The following is a 16,629-nucleotide window of genomic DNA, read 5'->3' as shown; positions in this document are numbered from 1 at the left end:
TTATAGTTTTAATGGTTTCAGCAATGGTTTTTCATCTTTCATTCCCTCGGGAGTGAGGGTAGGAATAATCTTTTCGATGCGGTCGAGGAGTGAAACGGTAAAACTCCTGAGCAACATCATGGCTTGAGGAATGCGCTCAATGACGGTGGCGTACAGGCTTACTGGGCGAAAAGGCACATCGCCAATGCCGTCGCGGTTGAGGTCGTAGCCCTCGTATTTATCCCAATAGTTGTGCGAAACGTGGTTCAAAACAACGTCTCCGTTGGTGGCTACGTCAAAAGTGTTTCCTCGAAAGTTGCTGTATGTGAGCGAATTGTCGTCGCAGTTGGCCTGAACGCGGAGGGCATAACCGTTTTCGGTAAATTGATTTTTAGTAAATACCGATCTACTACACCCTTCCATATATACGCCGACGGTGTTAGTTTTGAACATATTTTGTTCGATGTGGCTATCTGAAATGTCTTTAAGCAAAAGCCCGTAGGCTGCTCCCCCCCAATTTTGCTCAAAAACGTTGTGTTTCATGGTCACAAACTTGGTGTACATCACGGCTACTCCTGCGCCGTTTTTGTGAAAATGATTGTAGAAATAACCGTTGTTATGCGAAAACATAAAATGCAATCCATAACGAATATTGCCTTGACTATCATTGTGTTGGATGGTAGAATTGGTCACGAACTCAAAGTAAATGCCATCGCGGTGGCCTTGGGTATGGTTGCGTTGAATAAGTATGCTATCGCATTTCCACGCGTGGATGCCGTTGCCTGTATTTTGTTCTTCTTTGGGGTTACCTTCGATGTCGTTGCCTTGCACCAAACAATGGTCAGAGGCTGATAAATAAATCCCGAAATAACAGTTACGAATACGGTTATTTAAAATCTGAACGTTGCTTGATTCCAGCACTTTGATGGCCGCCCAGTCAATCATACTGGTCATACCCACATTTCTAAATTCAATACCTTGGATGGTAACATCGCTTGACTTGACGGTGAAAATCTCATTTTTAAATTGAATATCCAAAATAGGATAATGCTGCCCAAGCAGGGTTAAGGGTTTGTCAATGATGATGTTCCTGACTCGGTATAATCCTTTCTGAATCAGAAGCGTATCGTAGGCATGGGCTTGAATAATGACTTGTTTGAGCGAGTTTTTTGGGCTGATTTCCCACGTTTTAGCCTGCATAGGCAAAGAAAAGACGAAAAAAATGGCCCACAGATGTAACGGATTGAACAGATTAAAAGGGATTAAATCCGTGATTATCTGTTTCATCCGTCCAATCCGTGTTCTATAATTAGCGAAATTGTTCATCTTAAAAATTGTCAAAGACCTCTTTCCACGTAAGTAATTTTGCTTCTGAAAATGTAGCTTTTACGGCCTCGGCAGAGGCTTTATTGGAGAAAGCTGCTACATCGCCCCGCATCGGACTGCGCAACTCACGACTGCTGACAAAAATAGCCGTGCGGGCATCAATCAACTCTCCTGGATTATTGAAATCATTGACAACGATAAAAGACAAGGATGATTCAGGTAATTTGTTGACTTTTAGGTGTTTTACGAGACAACTCAGGTCGTCGAACTTGAATGCTTTGCCTTTGTCTGTCACAATTTCAGCCGCAAATTTTTTGTCCATAATGGTCATTTTACAGAACACACAGGCGTCTTGTCCGTAGCGAATAGGATCGGGCTGTTGGGCGCAGCTTTGGAGGCTTACAATTGTTCCCAACAAAAACACCACCAAGGAGGGTGAAACGTTACTTTTAGGCGTTAAACTGGATTTTGGCTGGCAAAAATAGGTCTCGCAGGCCACCAAAATAATAACGGTAATGCCTACGGCCACAAATACCCAGCCTCCCACATCAGGAATGGAGTATGCCCCAAAATTGAGCAATTCTTTGTAACCCAATAGCGGCGGCTGGTACGACATACCTGGTACTTTAATAGCGGCATCTGGACTCAGATTATGGCCGTATTCGTAGCCCCAGCTCCAAAAATCATATAAGGCAGCAACGCCAGCTAAAATGAGCAGTACCAAATAACTTATGAGCATTTTACGGCTTTTAAGAAAGGCGGTTAACAGTCCAAAAACAATATAAAAAGCTACGATGTAAGAAAGAAACTTAAATTCAGGAAACATTTCTTCCTTGATGTGTGCCATGCCAATGTAGTGGTTGAGGCCATTGATGATTTCGACTTGCCCCGAAAGTTTGTTGATCCAGATTTGCATCGAAAGTCCTTCGGGGTATTGTGGTGCCCACAGGTCGATGCGCCAAAGTGGGAGAAAATAGGTAGCAATGAGCGACAATGACGCCACATACAAACTACCAATGGTAAACGGACGGAGGGGTTTCATAAAAATAGTTTTTGAAAACCGACAGAGGGGAGCAAACGAGGTGCTTGCCCCCTTGTCAGTAGTGGAAACCTTATTTCATTGCCACTTTAGGTGTATTCAATTTGGGTTTTGCACTTGCTGTTTTCTTTTCAGCTTCAGCGGTTGGCGTTTTGCCCGTATGCCAAGTAAGTGGTACGTTACTACCCGCTGGAGATACCCGTACATAGCCTTGCATTTCTTGGTGAAGTGCCGAACAAAAATCAGTACAGTACATTGGAGTCACGCCGACCTTCGTAGGCTTCCAACGAAGCGTCGAAGTTTCGCCTGGCATGATGAGAATTTCGGCATTTTGAGCGCCACGTACCGCAAATCCGTGCGGAACGTCCCAGTCTTGTTCAAGGTTGGTGACGTGGAAGAATACTTCATCGCCCATTTTCACCCCTTCAATATTGTCAGGGGTAAAGTGTGAACGAATCGACGTCATATAGACGTGGACCTCATTGCCTTTGCGTACTACTTTGGTTTCTTTCTCGCCTTTAGCAACGTAAGGGTGATTGTTTTCTTCTAGTTTGAATATTTTCTTGGTATTTTTCTCTACCAACGATGCTGGTATAGCTTCGGCATAGTGGGGTTCTCCTATGGTTGGGAAATCAAGTAAGAGCGTCATTTTATCGCCCGATATGTCGTACAACTGTGCCGATTGAGTCAATTCTGGACCTGTTGGCAAATAGCGGTCCTTGGTGATTTTGTTGTACGCAATTACGTATTTGCCGTGAGGCTTGGCTGTAGGGCCGCCTGGGATACACAAGTGACCCACCGAATAGTAAGTAGGAACGCGGTCAAGGACTTCCAATTTTTCGATGTTCCATTTGACCAATTCTGAGGATACAAAAAACGAAGTGATGGCATTTCCTTGTCCGTCAAATTCGGTGTGGAGAGGGCCTAAACCTGGTTTTTTTACTTCTCCGTGCAATACTGCGTCATATTTCAAGACAGGAATGCCGTCAAAATCGCCATCAAAGGCTTTGGCAGCAATCGCTTTTTGCATTTTGTCAAACGAAAATACAGGAATAACCGCCGCCAATTTGCCCGAACCCACAATGTAACTTCCTGTGGGGTCAACGTCGCAGCCGTGGGGTGATTTGGGACAAGGCATAAAGTACAACATATCGGGGCACTCTTTGGGGTCGAGGGTCATCACCTCCGTCAAGATGGTTGAGGTGGCCGAATGTGTTTTTTCATCGTACACATTGTGGGCATACTTGGCGGCTTCTTTTTTGCCTTTGCCTTGGGCTAAATACTCCTCTGCCTTTTTCCAATTGACGGCCAAAATAAAGTCTTTGTCTTTTTGAGAAGCATTTACTTCTAACAAAGAAGCCGCTTGTTCGGTGTTGTAGCATGAGAAAAAGAACCACCCGTCTGACTTACCTTTTCCAGCCCGTGCTAAGTCAAAACTTACCCCAGGGGTTTTTAATTGAAACTTAACTCCCATGTGGCCAGTGGTTTTGTCGATGCTTACAAAACTGATATACCCTTTGAAATTTTGTTTAAAACTACTGATGGGAACATCGGCGTTGGCATCGGGTGGTACCGAAAAACGGGTTCCTGCTACGGCATATTCAGTGTTGGCTGTGATAAAGGGAGAAGAGTGGTTTCCACCAGAATTAGGCAATTCGATAATTTCATCGGTGCGGAACGTCGAAAGGCTGACGCGGGCAATACGAGGCGTGTTGTTGCCATTGATGAACGCCCAACGACCGTCGTGTTCGCCGTTGGTGGTCGAGAGTGCTACGTGGTGAGAGTCATCCCAAGGTACAAACCCGTGCGAGGTGTTGAGCATTGGTTTGGTTTCTTCGCTGTAACCCCAGCCGTTTTCGGCGAATTGTGAAAAGACAGGAATAATCCGAAACACCCGTCCCGAAGGCAAGCCCACGACCGAAAGTTGGCCATTGAACCCTCCCGAAACAATGTTGTAAAATTCGTCATGTTTCCCTGGGGCAACATATACTTTTTGGGCAGCATCTCCTGCGATTTCCGAACCGCCGTTTTTACCTGCGTTGTCGGGTTTGCAGGCAAAAAAGCCCCCAGCAAGCACCGCGACCGCGATGCCGATAATATTGGTTTTCATTGAAATATGGTTTAATGTGATTTGTGTTTATTCATCCCCCTAGGTCTGACGATAGTTAGACCTAGGGTTGATGGCCTTTTTGTCGGTCTGACTATCGTCTGACCTAGCCGTTATTTTTCACCGTCGTTTTTACGCATAAATTCTAACACGCTGCGGGCTTCTTCGGTAGTAATGTTCTGATTCGGCATTCGAACGAGACACTGTTCCAACAGTTTTTGGGCTTCGGCATCTTCGGCAAGCATCATGTCCACGTTGGTAATCATGTTGATAATCCAAGTAGGTTTACGATTTTTGGTCACATCTTTCCAACCTGGCCCAACGAGTTTTTCGTCGGTGAGTTTATGGCACGACATACATTTTAAGTCATAAATGTCACTTCCTTGTTTGACCATTGCTGGGTCGAGTGGGGTTGAGAGTGCCACTTCTTTTACTTCGGTACCGTGGGTTTCGGGCTGTTCCAAAATTTCTTTTGGATCTGTTTCTGGAGCCTCAGCACGCTGTTCTGCCCCTTTGCCAGAACACCCATACCAAAGGAGAGGGGTGAGGATTAATAAATAGAGAAATAAACGTTTCATTAGGAAATTGGTTTTTGGTTAACAACAGCACAAACGTACAGCCGCGAATGGCCAAAAACTTATGGTTTGAATCATAACACTTCCCTAATCTTTGGCAGGATTTGAGAATAGGCGGGGCACAAAAAAAACCTGTTTGGGGCTTTAAATGGCAACAAATATACCTACCAAGGTCGCAAAATTTTATGATTATTGAGACTCAAATCGCCAGCATTTGCCAGCTGAATTACTTTTTTAATAACTGTTTCTACGCGTAGTCCCGTCATATCAGCAATGGTTTGGCGAGTCAATGGCACTTCAAAACAATCTCCTGTGCGGGGCGATTTTTGTTTGAAAAAATCAATAATGGTCAAAATTCGCTGTTCTGGATTTTGGGTGTTCATGGCGTTGAGTAGCTTGGTTTTATAACAGAGTCGCTTGGCCAATATTTTGGTGAGTTCAAAGTGAATATCTGGGTTTTCACGTAGCAAACGCAGGTATTCGACTTTTTTTAAGACCCAAACCTTTGCATTAGAAACTGCTCGGGTATCGGCAGGATAGGGAAAGTCTCCAATTAATGGCGGCTCTCCGAAACTTTCTCCTTGTGAAAAAATACCTTGGATATAATCATTATTTTCACCTCCATTCAGCATCTTGATAGTTCCCTCTTCTACTTGGAAATAAAAATGCGCTGGCCAGCCTTCGTGAAATATGTATTCACCTTTAACGAAGCGATTGAGCGATGCTCCATATTTTTGTAATAATGCTGACGGAATTCCTGCCATTTGTTTATCGTTTTTGAAAACACCAAACAAATTGAGTATTATTTCTGAGTAATTTTATGACAGATGTCAGGTTTACTCCAACGCCGTCATAACAATTTGACCGCACTTTTTGTCATTTTTTCCAAAAAACGGATTTCCCTTTTCGTCGTTGATTTCTGATAGCCAAAACCCGCCGATGCCGTTGGCGGCCTTGGGGCAGGTGTAATAGTACAGTGGTTGGCCGTTGGTTTTGAAGGACTTGATAAGTCGAAATAGGTTTTTACTCAAGTCACCAAAGTGGTCGCGTTGGTGGGCAACCGACTCGGTTTCAGCCACGTGTTCGGTGTCAAACCCAAGGTCTTGATATACTTTTAGGTAAAATGCTTTTTGGATGGGAGCAGCGGTGGAAAGGTCGATGTTTTCGAGCAAATTGAGTAACAACTTGGCCGAGCGCGACGATTCTTTTCCATTGTCTGTCAACAGCCCTTGTTTGATTCCCCAGTAGTAACTCAGGGCTTTGGCGAGGGTTGATTTGATGACGGGATTGTCAGTTCGTAAGTCAACTTTTTCCCAATCGGTATTGGCAAATTCGGCGAGTTCAGGAGCGGGTGCCGTGTCTGACTCCGAAAAGCGGGGGTCTTTTGCGAACGATTCGTCGTTGAGGGTTTGGAGAAAAGCAATGATTTTTTGTTTTTCTTCCGACGTCAACGCAATTCCTTTTTGCCCATTTTTTACTAAAACAGGGTCCACGGTAGCATTCTTTTCGATGCCCGACGTATAATGCTCAAGCACTTGTTCGAGAGTAGCCAGCCGACCGTCGTGCATGTAGGGTGCCGTAAAAGCTAAATTCCGTAAACTCGGTACTTTAAACTTAAAACGGTCTTCATCGTGCAGCGTAATGTCGTAGCGACCTTCGTCGGTATTGACGGCCGTAGGAAGACCATTGTTTCGATACTTGAAATCAGAAAATAAGACACCCGAATGACAAGGTGTGCACTTTTGTTCGACCAGCGCAAGCCCTTCTTGCTCGGTTTCGGTTAGTGCACCGCCTTCGTTCCGCATCCATTTATCGTAGCGCGAATTGGCCGAAACCATCGTCAACATAAATTGAGATAAGGCTTTGAGGAAACGTTCGGTGTTGATTTCGTCGGTGCCAAAGGCTTTTTCAAACAGGGCGGGGTAGGTTTTTGAATACCTGAGTTTTTCCAACACATTGGGCAACGACTCGTCCATTTCGGCGGGGTTTTGCAGGGGCGAAATGGCAAACAAATCCAAATGATGCACGCCGCCGTCCCAGCCAAAGTCGGTTGACCACGCCAAATTGAACAACGGCATCGAATTACGTTTGGTCAGTAAATCGTTGATGCCGTGGCTCAATGAATGCCCGTGTTGGGTAAAACCTGCCGATTGTTGGTGGCAACTGCCACAACTGACGGTGTTGTCTTTGGAGAGCAATGCGTCGTAAAAAAGCGTTTTTCCCAACGCAACTCCCGCAGGCGTCAGCGGGTTTTCCTGAAACTTGTAAGCAGGTTCGGGAAAGTGGCTTGGTTTGGTAAAAAGTTCCTCTTGGCGGTTGCCGCAAAAAGACAACAGCAAAAAGCCAAAAGCGGAGACAACAAGGGTAATTCGGGTGTTCATCTTATTTCTGAATGCCTTCGTATGAAAACATGGAAGCGTAATTATCCGCAATTTTAGCCGAATAAGGGCCCGCCATTACCGTCGGATTGGCGGCAAAACTTACGTTTGTAGTGCCCGTAAATAGTTTAGAAACATCGGTAGTAATGCCAAGCGCCACGTTTTTGTCAGCTTTGATTTTTACTTTTTCTTTGCCAAAATTCAACGATGCTACTTTGATATTGTTCAACGTTTTCTTGTCGCCCATCCCGCCAAAAAGACCAATGTGATACAAGAAAATTGGTTCTTTGCGGTTGCCTGTAAGCGGAATTTGAGCAGATGTTCCTTCCATTTTAACAAAAATATAGCCCGAATTCCACGCCCAGTACATGTCTTTGCCATCGCCGCCCACGTCTAAGCAACCTTTGCGTTTGCTTACTTCGGAAGCACTGCGAAGACTGTCAACACCAATCACAAAGCTCAGCCCAACGTAGTCACCTTTTGGGACGTTGTTGAGGGTGATTTTCTGTGATTCTGGATGTTGTTGGCGAATCAAAAAGTAACTTTCGTCTTGGGGAACCACGTATTCGCTGCCATCTTTGCGAAGCAAGCGAAGGTTGCTAACATAGTATTGCAAAAAGGTGATGTTGAACGACTCACCCAAGGCATTGGTGTATTGTTTGTCTTTCAGAACGACCTCTTCCGTACCCACTTTATTGTGAAATTGGAGGGTAAGCGAGCCTGTTTTTTGGGCAAAGAGTGGCGAACACATTAGAAGTCCTACCACGAAAAGAAGATTTTTCATTGTGCAAATGTAGTTTGATTGGCCTGTTTATGGGCGTTTGTTTTTTTACGATTTCGACGCCACCAGAGCAAAAAGCCCGTTACTGACAAAACGCCAGGGGTAAGCCCAAGGATGACGTACAAGATTTTGACAAAAATTCCTCCAAAATTCCCGACGTGGAGGGGGTGAAAAGTTGCTTCGATTTTTTCCCAAGTCGATAAATCGGCATAACGGGTTATTCCTACAAATTGCCCTGTATAAGCATCAAAAACAATGGCATTTCGGCTCGAAAACAGCCTGTTTTCATCGTTGTAATACCCCCTTACGTTGAACTTACGATGGGGTTGGGTGGGCAAATAAACGTAGTTGGGCGTAAAATTTGGCGCTTTTTTAAGGGCTTGTTGGTACAAGCTTTGGAGCGAAACCTTGGCCAATGTATTGGCGGGAGTCGGTACGACTTCGTTGTCCCACGTTTTCTTCTCAAAGGCAAAAAGATTCATCCAAAAGCCCGTGAAGAAGACAATGACATTGAGCGCCAGCGACCAAACCCCCACGATGCGGTGTAGATCAGAGGAAATGGTTCGCCAGTTTTTACGGTTGATTTTCACCTTAAAGGCCAGCACTTTCCAAATAAACTTACGATAGACGACCAAGCCCGTAAGAATAGAAACGAGCATGGTTAGGCCAAAAATGGCGGTAAATGCCGCGCCAGGCATCCCGAGGTGAAACGAAAAATGGAATTGAAAAATCCACTCAATCCAGCCCACTTCGAGGTCGTCGCTGCGGCCTTTGCGAAGAATTTGACCCGTGTATTGGTTGAGATTGATGGCACCCAAATCGTACGAAATCAGGCGAGTATCGTTCATGTACAGCCGAAAATGGTACGATTGCTCGGGAGTGGCTTCGGGGTTAAGCCAAGCGATTCCGTCGAGGTTGGGGTATTCGGCCGTGATGATTCGATACAAACTATCGATCGGCAAAGGCGCACCCGTAGGTTTGACGGTCAGGGAGTGGCGGTAAATAATGGGGTCAAGTTCTTCCATAAATACCAAAATAGACCCGCTCAGTCCTAGCAAAAGTAGAAATACTCCCGTAATGAGGCCAAACCAACTATGGAGGCGAAAAAGAACGCGACTCACGTTTTTTATCATGGCAATTGAAAGGTTAGATTGCCCCAGTAACTTTGGTAATTGGCCTCAGGGTTATTTTTGACTTCCACCATGTGAACGGTACTAATCATCCAATAGCCCGCTTTGTCAAGGGGGATTTTCAACGAACCATCGGCGTTGGTGGTAAGCTTACGGTGGGTCGTTTTTTGGGTGGCTGTTTTGTGCCAAGCCACCACCATTTTGTTGCTAAGTGGTTGATTTTTAAACAAAACCTTGACTGTTATTGCTTCCCCAGCCTTCATTTGATAAGGGTTGTTGAGGGGAATAATTTCCAGCGGCATTTGGGTGTTTTTCTTAAATGTATCGCTGTATTTGTTCCCCACTTGAATCAACGTTTTGGCACAACGACGGTACAACTCCTTGGAAGGCTGGGTAAGTTGCCCCTGTTTTTTGCGCAATTCATAGATGTTTTCAATGCCATCTTCCTTCAGATAATCGTTGAATTTGTCGGCTTCGAGGGCAATGAAGGAGTTTTTAGACTCCATGGTCAATAAGTGAGTGCCTTCGGAATTGAATTTTAACGGAATTGGCAACGAATCGCTTTTGAGGGCAATGGAAGTTAAATCTTGCTTATTTTGCTCTGTTAAATGAGTCAGTTTTAACAACCGTTTTTTACGATTGGCCCAAATGTCTCCCATAAAATCTTCGCCTACAAATAGCTGCAAATCAAAAAGTTCGCCAATTTTTAATTTGAACTTACTTGGCATGAGCCAAAACTCATGGGCAAACAAACTGGAAGTGATACAAAGCAAGAGCAACGAAAACAGTTTTTTCATTTTGGTATAGTTTGTTAATGATGGCACTTTTCCATGACTTCGTGGAAACGGTCGTGTAAGGCAAATATCGCCTTTTTAAGTTCATCTTCCGATTTCTTTTTCTTGACCATTTTAGCCAAAGCAACCGATTCTTTCTCAAGCGCTTCTACACTTTCTTTGACGCCAGGTTTTTGGTATTTTGCAGGAACAACCGATTTTTTTAGGATGCTCGCTTTGGCCGCTAATTGTTCGGCGTTGGCGTAAAGTGGCTTCAAATTGCCTTCTTCGGCAGGGTGGAAGGTCTGGGCCATGACAGCATGATAGTCGTCGAGTTCGGGCCAACTTTCCTGTTTTTTCTTCTCTAAGGCCAATTCTTCTTTTTTGCTTTTTTCGGCATCAATCAGCGGTTTCAGGTCCATGTCGTACATCTGCATCAACATTTCTTTGACGATGGGTTCGGTTTTGGTGGCGTTGCCATCAGGATAGATAGGCTTGGGGTCGTATTCGAGGTCAAGCAGAGCGGCTTTGGTGTACTTGTCGCCCATGAGCTCGTTAATCATCCCCAGCGCCATGTCCATACCTGCCGTTACGCCTGCCGAAGTCCAATACTTGCCGTCTCGCACGAAGCGTTCGGGTTGGTATTTGGCACCGTACATGCCCATGATTTCACTGGCTCGGTACCAGTTGGACGAAACGTTTTTGCCTTCGAGCAGCCCCGTTGCCCCCAAAATCCACGCCCCAGTACAGACGCTAGCCGTATAAACAGACTTCTGGTCTATCTTTCGAATCCAATCTAGTACTTCTTGGTCTTGGGTTTGGAAAAATGTCTCTTTGGCACCCCCTGGAATGATGAGAATGTCTAATTGCTCCACCTCGGCGATTGACTTATCTACCTTCACTTCGAGCCCACGTTGATTTTTGACGAAGCCTTTGTTTTTGGCTACAAAAAAAATGTTGACGCTCATCAGTTCCGACAGCACCTGATACGGCCCTATGGCATCGAGGGTATTGTAGCCGTCATACACATAGACCCCAATGGTTTTGATGGGGACTTTAGGCTTGGTCATAATGATTTGCATGAGTTCATCGTGACGTTTGGCAGTTGAATCGGCTTCGGAGGTTTGAGCAATTGCACTGATGCAAGCAGCATACATCAGTATAAGAATAATTGTTAAGTGTTTCATTGTGACAGATTTGTTGAAATGTAATAGAGTCGTGCACAAGGTCAGACGACAGTCAGACCCCAAAAATTACCTAGTCTGCGCGACCCAGTCTGCGCGACTCGGTCTGCGCGCCCCGGTCTGACTATCGTCTGACCTATAATTTACCAGTTAATGTTATTCCCCACATTCTTGGTGTACCCATCATGTAGGAGCCATACCCAAATGCCATGTAGCGTACGTCACTGAGGTTGCGTGCCCAAATAGCCACATCAAAATGATTGCTGGTTACACCTGCTCTGGCGTTGATCATACTGTAAGCATCCTGATGATAAGCATTCACAAAATCCAATTGATATTCCCCAATGTATCTCAATTCTCCTCTGACGAAAGCTTTGAGGTTTTGGGCAGATTTTGATAAAGGCAAACCATACTGAACCGCCAGCATCGATTGCAAAGCGGGATTATTAATTGCTTTGTTGCCTTTATAGTTGATGACCTTATTGGATATGGCATCAAAAAGTTCTAATTTTTTATACTCACTATGCGACGTGCTGGCCGTCCAATCAATTTGTAAGTTTTTGACAGGAAGTGCCGAAGCCTCCAATTCCAATCCATAATTATCCATGTCACCTACATTGAGCGTAGCGTAGTTTATGCCGTCTTGAGAAGTAGAAACCTGCTGGTCTTTTTGTTGAAAGTAAAATGCGGTAAGGTTGATTTTAAGTCGGTTGTTTAGGAAGGTATTTTTAACGCCCACCTCATAGTTATCTGATTTTTCAGGATTGTAAGTAGGGTTTGCTGCATTTCCAAAATTGAAACCTCCGACCCTGAATCCTTTGGCATAAGAACCATAAATCATCGAATTTTCTGTCAATTTTTGACTTAAAATCACCTTAGGAGTAAAGGCATTGAACGTTCTTTTGGCAGTGCTATCGGTGGTCAAGGGCATGACAACTCCGCCTGTTTCAAACGCTGAGTTTTGGGTAAGCTCACGGCGTTCAATGTCATACCTTGTTCCGACAGTTATATCAAATTTGGGCGTAATGGCATACGTAGCTTGTCCAAAGAATGCCACGCCAAAAGCATTTCGCTTTCCGTTACCAATAGAAGAATAAGGTGCATTTGGGTCAAACAAGGCGTAATCTTTGTCGAAGTAAGTCGTACTACTATTCTTGCTTTTTTCACCAAACAAAAAAGAACCCACCGTCCATTTTAATGCACTGGTATTGGCGGGAGAAGAAAAGCGCAATTCTTGCGTCCATTGGTTTTGTTTCGACCAAGTCGTGAAGCTAATCAACTCGGCAGGACTAAAATCAAAATCAAATCGTCCTGGAAGCCAAATGTGGTAATCTACAAAAGAGGTAATGGAGGTAAAATTGAAGTTGTTGCCAAAATATTTTACGGCGGCAGAAGTGTTGAAATTAGTTCTTCGTTCGGTGTTATCCCAATTCCCATAAACAGTATAAGGATTAGCTCTGGCGATACTATCTGTCGCCGACCAAGGATAGGCGCCTTTGTCTTTGTCGTTTTCGTATCTTGTATTCAAGTCAATAGTCCATCTGTCTGATACAATGTACTTTAGGTTTACATTGCCGATGTAAGCGTTATGCTTGTCAAAATCCTTCGTATTCAAAGTCGGATTGTCATAAATTGCTCCGCGACCGTTTGATTGGAAACCTGCATTGATAAATAGCTTATCTTTTATCAAAGGTGTATTGAAACCCACGCTATAACGCTGCTGCCCGTAGTTTCCCAGGTCTATTTCGGCAAACCCGCTGGTCTTGTTGTTTGGTCTTTTGGTAATCACATTGAGTACACCGCCAAAGGCATTTCGGCCGTAGAGCGTGCCTTGAGGTCCCCTCAAAATTTCAACTCGTTCGATATTACTGAAATTGAGTGGCGCCGAGAAGTAGTCAAATTGGTAAACGCCATCGACATAAGTAGCCACGGCTTGGTCATTTGAAAAACCCATTGAGCCCCTGATGTTCAAAAAGCTAGAACCTGTACTATTTCCGTGTTCTACGGTGAAGGTGCTCGGAGCCAAGGCCGTCAGGTCATTGATTGTCCAGACCCTGTATTCTTCTAATTGTTTGGCATTTAAGGAGGTAACGGCCAATGGCGTTTTTTGTAAATTTGCCTCGACCTTGTCGGCTGTAATGACTACCTCGCCCAGTGTTTGGGTATTGTCCGATAAAGTTACCTCTAAGGCGATGGTTGTGTTGGTTATTTCTACTTGCTGAATTTTAGTAGCGTACCCAACGGCACTAAACTGTACTTGATATTTTCCTGCTTTTAAGTTGAGGGAGAAAGTGCCATCCTTATCGGCAGTACTTCCTTGACTGCTATTTAACAACAGGATACTAGCACCACTAAGGCCTACTCCTGCTTGGTTTTTGACGGTTCCTTTGAGGTTTTGAGCCAATAGGTTGCCCGCCATGAAAAGACTTAAAAATAATAAGGTGTATTTGATCATTTTAAAAGATTGTTTGTGACTTTATGTTGTAATTCAGCTGAAATGGTGAAGGAGGACTATCGCGGTGAAAATAACTCTTACAAGTGCAGTAATTCGCTACGTTGTTTGTTGGGCAACATAGGGGATGTGTCAGGAAAAAAATGGATAAAAAAGGCTTCCAATCGCTCAGAAAGAGGGATTGGTAAAGAGTATCCGCAACAAGAAGAAATTACCCAATAGGGGGCTTAATGAGCACTCGGGCGTGCTTGGGTAGAAGAAAATCGAAGGAAATACGCAACAGAAAAGTGTCAGCGACCACATAAGTAGGAAGCTCCAACGTAAAGCTCTGCTCCACGAAAGTATCTTCTACGATTTTTTTGAGAAAAGAAGCGTGTTTTTGGGCTTCTTTGGAGGCGTTATTTTCGGCTACTTTGTGGAGTTGTTTGGCTAAATAACATTTTCCGTCGCAATGAAGCTCAGGCTTGAAGCGGTTTTCGCAAAGGTTCTTGATAATGTATTCTTTACGTAGTTCAAAATCCAAATAAACAAATGGCACTAGCAAGGTTTTGATGCTGACCAAAACCAATAAAAATAGCGCTATGTACCGTTTAAAAATCATAGAATCAGTAAAATGACGGCGCAAAAGTAAGGAAAAAAAGCAAGCCGTATGCGTATCGCTGAAAAACGTTGTTTTACGGGAGGCATAACGCATACGGCTGAATGCCAATCGTATCGATGAACGCTGTTTGATGCTAAACGATACCGTGCTTTGTAAATAAATGCTTGTGAATTAAGCTTTTACTTCGGTTACATCCAGCATAAAATTATGGAGGTCGGTGTTTTTTACAAACGGATTGAGTAATTCACTGCCTGGACCAAACATCGATAATTCTACAAACTCTGCCGTGTGGTCTGTTCCTGCCCATCCTACGGAAGAAAAAGGCGTTTGGATTTGGGCTAATTTTTGGAAAGGTAACTTGCGGGCGTTGTAAATGCCGCCTTCTCCCAACAAATAATAATTACTTAAAATCGTCAATGCTTCCTCGGGTTTGATAACAATTCCTTGGGCTGCCTCAATGCGCTCGATGATTTGGGCGGGCGTAAAATCTTTGGTAATACCGTTCAAAATCCACTCGTTGGATTGTTTGTAGGTCGCTATTTTATCAAAATTAGCGTTGGCTTTTGACCCCGACAGTAGGGCAGGCGCAGCATTTCCGTGGTCGGTCGTAAAGATAACGAGGGTATTTTTGTCTTTTTCGGCAAAATCAATGGCTACTTTTAAGGCGTCGTCAAACTGAATTTGTTCGCCAATGAGCGCGCTTACGTCGTTGGCGTGGGCGGCCCAGTCCACTTTCCCCGACTCGATTTGTAGAACAAAACCGTTCGGATTTTTTTGCATAATCTCAATTGCTTTTTGGGTCATTTCGGCCAATGTCGGCGTCGTAGCTTTGAGCGTTTCGCTTTGCGCGCGGTCAACGGCGTAGGGAAGCCCGTCGTCGTGAAATACCCCTAAAATGGGTTTTTCGGCGGTCAAAGCAGCCATTTCATTGCGGTTAAGCGCCACTTGATAACCTGCCGTTCTGAAATCCTGCAACAAATCGCGTTTGTCGCTGCGGCCTTCTTTGGAAAAAGTATTGGTACCACCGCCCATCAAAACGTCAAACTTTAGGTCCAAATACTGAACCGCAATGGGTTCCATGCTGCGGCTGTCGGAGTTGACACAAAATCCAGCGGGAGTAGCGTGGGTAATCGGAACCGTAGTGACGCACCCGACGGCTTTGCGGGCGTCTTTAAATTTGTGCAAAATGGGTTTGTACTTTTCGCCGTTGGGGCCAATGTTGAGAACGCCATTTTTAACCCGAACTCCCCCTCCCCACGACGAGCTTGCCGCTGCCGAGTCGGTGACGAGCGAACTGGCCGAAGCTGTATCCATAAAAGACCGTTTGATGCGGTTTTCGTGCATCAATTGAATCCAAAGGCTATGGCGGCCTTGTTGGCGTTGTAGCATGAGGTCGGCCATGTTGAGCGTGCCCGTACTCATGCCGTCGCTCACCATAAAGATGATATTTTTTACTTTGCCCCGTTTTTTCTTGATGGTATCCGCGGGGATAAATGGGTTGAAAAGTTGGGTTCCGATAGCGGCCAATGAGCCATTCTTGAAAAAATCTCTTCTTCGCATGGTTGGTGTATTGTTGATTGATTATACCAAAGGTAATACGTCGAAAGAATTCAATAGAACTATGCTAGGTTAAGAAATAGCAAAATTATTTGCTTTCCTCCAGCAACGTCTTCATGTCGCGTATCATCAGCTGCACTTCTTTTTCTTCAGTTCCGTCGTACATGCCGCGAATGTGTTTGTTTTTATCAATCAGCACAAAAGCCCCACTGTGGATATAGCCGCCAGGCGCTTGGTCGTCGGCTTGGGCTGTTACCAGATAATGCTTTTCTCCAATTTCATAGATTTTTTCGCGATTGCCCGTCACAAATAACCACGTTCGACCTTTTAAACCCAAATCATCGGCGTAGGTTTTCAAGACCTGCACGCTATCGTGGTCGGGGTCAATGGTGTGGGAGAGAATGCCGACGCGCGGGTCGTCTTTGAAAGCCTCATAGACTTTAAGCATATTTTTCTTCATCACGGGGCAAATCGTGGGGCAAGTCACAAAGAAAAAATCAGCCACGTAGATTTTGTCTTTGAAGTTTTTGGAGGTAATGGTATCGCCGTATTGACTCCTAAACGCAAACTCAGGAATGGTCGGATAGACTTTCTCTTCAATGGTTTTATCATCGACTACTTTTTGAACAATCTCAGGTTCGCCCAAGATGGGCAGTGGTTTGGAGTTGAAGTTACAACTGAGGCAAGTCCATAACAGCATCGCTGTTATGGACTTGGTGATTAGTTTCGAGGACATAATAGACATCA

General features: G+C 44.6%; 14 protein-coding genes. All 14 read right to left on the bottom strand.

Features of this window, described 5'->3' with window-relative positions:
- Complete coding sequence (locus AC23N5_RS15300) at positions 1–1,266, bottom strand: nitrous oxide reductase family maturation protein NosD (RefSeq protein ID WP_487756260.1); 1,266 nt, start codon at positions 1,264–1,266, stop codon at positions 1–3.
- A gap of 40 nt (positions 1,267–1,306) precedes the next feature.
- Complete coding sequence (locus tag AC23N5_RS15295) at positions 1,307–2,347, bottom strand: nitrous oxide reductase accessory protein NosL (protein WP_487756259.1); 1,041 nt, start codon at positions 2,345–2,347, stop codon at positions 1,307–1,309.
- A gap of 70 nt (positions 2,348–2,417) precedes the next feature.
- A complete protein-coding gene (gene nosZ, locus AC23N5_RS15290; protein WP_487756258.1) occupies positions 2,418–4,454 on the bottom strand; it encodes a Sec-dependent nitrous-oxide reductase in 2,037 nt (678 codons plus the stop codon).
- Positions 4,455–4,564: 110 nt separating this feature from the next.
- Positions 4,565–5,029 carry a c-type cytochrome gene (locus AC23N5_RS15285; protein WP_487756257.1) on the bottom strand — a complete coding sequence of 155 codons (465 nt, stop codon included), beginning with the start codon at positions 5,027–5,029 and terminating at the stop codon, positions 4,565–4,567.
- Between the two features lie 161 nt (positions 5,030–5,190).
- Positions 5,191–5,790, bottom strand: coding sequence for a Crp/Fnr family transcriptional regulator (locus tag AC23N5_RS15280; protein WP_487756256.1), 600 nt, complete (start codon positions 5,788–5,790; stop codon positions 5,191–5,193).
- A 72-nt stretch (positions 5,791–5,862) separates the two neighbouring features.
- Complete coding sequence (locus tag AC23N5_RS15275) at positions 5,863–7,407, bottom strand: cytochrome c peroxidase (RefSeq protein WP_487756255.1); 1,545 nt, start codon at positions 7,405–7,407, stop codon at positions 5,863–5,865.
- Position 7,408: 1 nt separating this feature from the next.
- Complete coding sequence (locus AC23N5_RS15270; protein WP_487756254.1) at positions 7,409–8,188, bottom strand: MbnP family protein; 780 nt, start codon at positions 8,186–8,188, stop codon at positions 7,409–7,411.
- Entirely contained in the window at positions 8,185–9,318 is a 1,134-nt protein-coding gene (locus AC23N5_RS15265; RefSeq protein WP_487756253.1) for a PepSY-associated TM helix domain-containing protein, read from the bottom strand. Before AC23N5_RS15265 ends, AC23N5_RS15270 begins: the two co-directional genes overlap by 4 nt.
- On the bottom strand, positions 9,315–10,112 hold the full coding sequence (locus AC23N5_RS15260) for a DUF4198 domain-containing protein (protein WP_487756252.1): 798 nt from the start codon (positions 10,110–10,112) through the stop codon (positions 9,315–9,317). The genes AC23N5_RS15265 and AC23N5_RS15260 overlap by 4 nt, the downstream gene beginning before the upstream one ends.
- Positions 10,113–10,126: 14 nt before the next feature.
- Positions 10,127–11,275: a DJ-1/PfpI family protein gene (locus tag AC23N5_RS15255; protein ID WP_487756251.1), complete on the bottom strand. Its 1,149-nt coding sequence runs from the start codon at positions 11,273–11,275 to the stop codon at positions 10,127–10,129.
- A gap of 133 nt (positions 11,276–11,408) precedes the next feature.
- Positions 11,409–13,727: a TonB-dependent receptor gene (locus tag AC23N5_RS15250; RefSeq protein WP_487756250.1), complete on the bottom strand. Its 2,319-nt coding sequence runs from the start codon at positions 13,725–13,727 to the stop codon at positions 11,409–11,411.
- 208 nt (positions 13,728–13,935) lie between these two features.
- Positions 13,936–14,262, bottom strand: coding sequence for a hypothetical protein (locus tag AC23N5_RS15245; protein ID WP_487756316.1), 327 nt, complete (start codon positions 14,260–14,262; stop codon positions 13,936–13,938).
- A gap of 234 nt (positions 14,263–14,496) precedes the next feature.
- Positions 14,497–15,885, bottom strand: coding sequence for an alkaline phosphatase (locus tag AC23N5_RS15240; protein WP_487756249.1), 1,389 nt, complete (start codon positions 15,883–15,885; stop codon positions 14,497–14,499).
- Positions 15,886–15,970: 85 nt separating this feature from the next.
- Positions 15,971–16,618, bottom strand: coding sequence for an SCO family protein (locus tag AC23N5_RS15235; protein ID WP_487756248.1), 648 nt, complete (start codon positions 16,616–16,618; stop codon positions 15,971–15,973).
- Positions 16,619–16,629 lie beyond the last annotated feature (11 nt).

Source organism: Runella sp. R5_40 (assembly GCF_057652295.1).
Note: the sequence above shows the minus strand (reverse complement) of the source record. Positions and strands in the feature narration are given on the sequence as shown.

Bases quoted from the DNA above. Each gene is read 5' to 3' on its own strand.
- AC23N5_RS15300 (WP_487756260.1), bottom strand. From the start codon at position 1,266: ATGAAACAGATAATCACGGATTTAATCCCTTTTAATCTGTTCAATCCG.
- AC23N5_RS15295 (WP_487756259.1), bottom strand. From the start codon at position 2,347: ATGAAACCCCTCCGTCCGTTTACCATTGGTAGTTTGTATGTGGCGTCA.
- nosZ (WP_487756258.1), bottom strand. From the start codon at position 4,454: ATGAAAACCAATATTATCGGCATCGCGGTCGCGGTGCTTGCTGGGGGC.
- AC23N5_RS15285 (WP_487756257.1), bottom strand. From the start codon at position 5,029: ATGAAACGTTTATTTCTCTATTTATTAATCCTCACCCCTCTCCTTTGG.
- AC23N5_RS15280 (WP_487756256.1), bottom strand. From the start codon at position 5,790: ATGGCAGGAATTCCGTCAGCATTATTACAAAAATATGGAGCATCGCTC.
- AC23N5_RS15275 (WP_487756255.1), bottom strand. From the start codon at position 7,407: ATGAACACCCGAATTACCCTTGTTGTCTCCGCTTTTGGCTTTTTGCTG.
- AC23N5_RS15270 (WP_487756254.1), bottom strand. From the start codon at position 8,188: ATGAAAAATCTTCTTTTCGTGGTAGGACTTCTAATGTGTTCGCCACTC.
- AC23N5_RS15265 (WP_487756253.1), bottom strand. From the start codon at position 9,318: ATGATAAAAAACGTGAGTCGCGTTCTTTTTCGCCTCCATAGTTGGTTT.
- AC23N5_RS15260 (WP_487756252.1), bottom strand. From the start codon at position 10,112: ATGAAAAAACTGTTTTCGTTGCTCTTGCTTTGTATCACTTCCAGTTTG.
- AC23N5_RS15255 (WP_487756251.1), bottom strand. From the start codon at position 11,275: ATGAAACACTTAACAATTATTCTTATACTGATGTATGCTGCTTGCATC.
- AC23N5_RS15250 (WP_487756250.1), bottom strand. From the start codon at position 13,727: ATGATCAAATACACCTTATTATTTTTAAGTCTTTTCATGGCGGGCAAC.
- AC23N5_RS15240 (WP_487756249.1), bottom strand. From the start codon at position 15,885: ATGCGAAGAAGAGATTTTTTCAAGAATGGCTCATTGGCCGCTATCGGA.
- AC23N5_RS15235 (WP_487756248.1), bottom strand. From the start codon at position 16,618: ATGTCCTCGAAACTAATCACCAAGTCCATAACAGCGATGCTGTTATGG.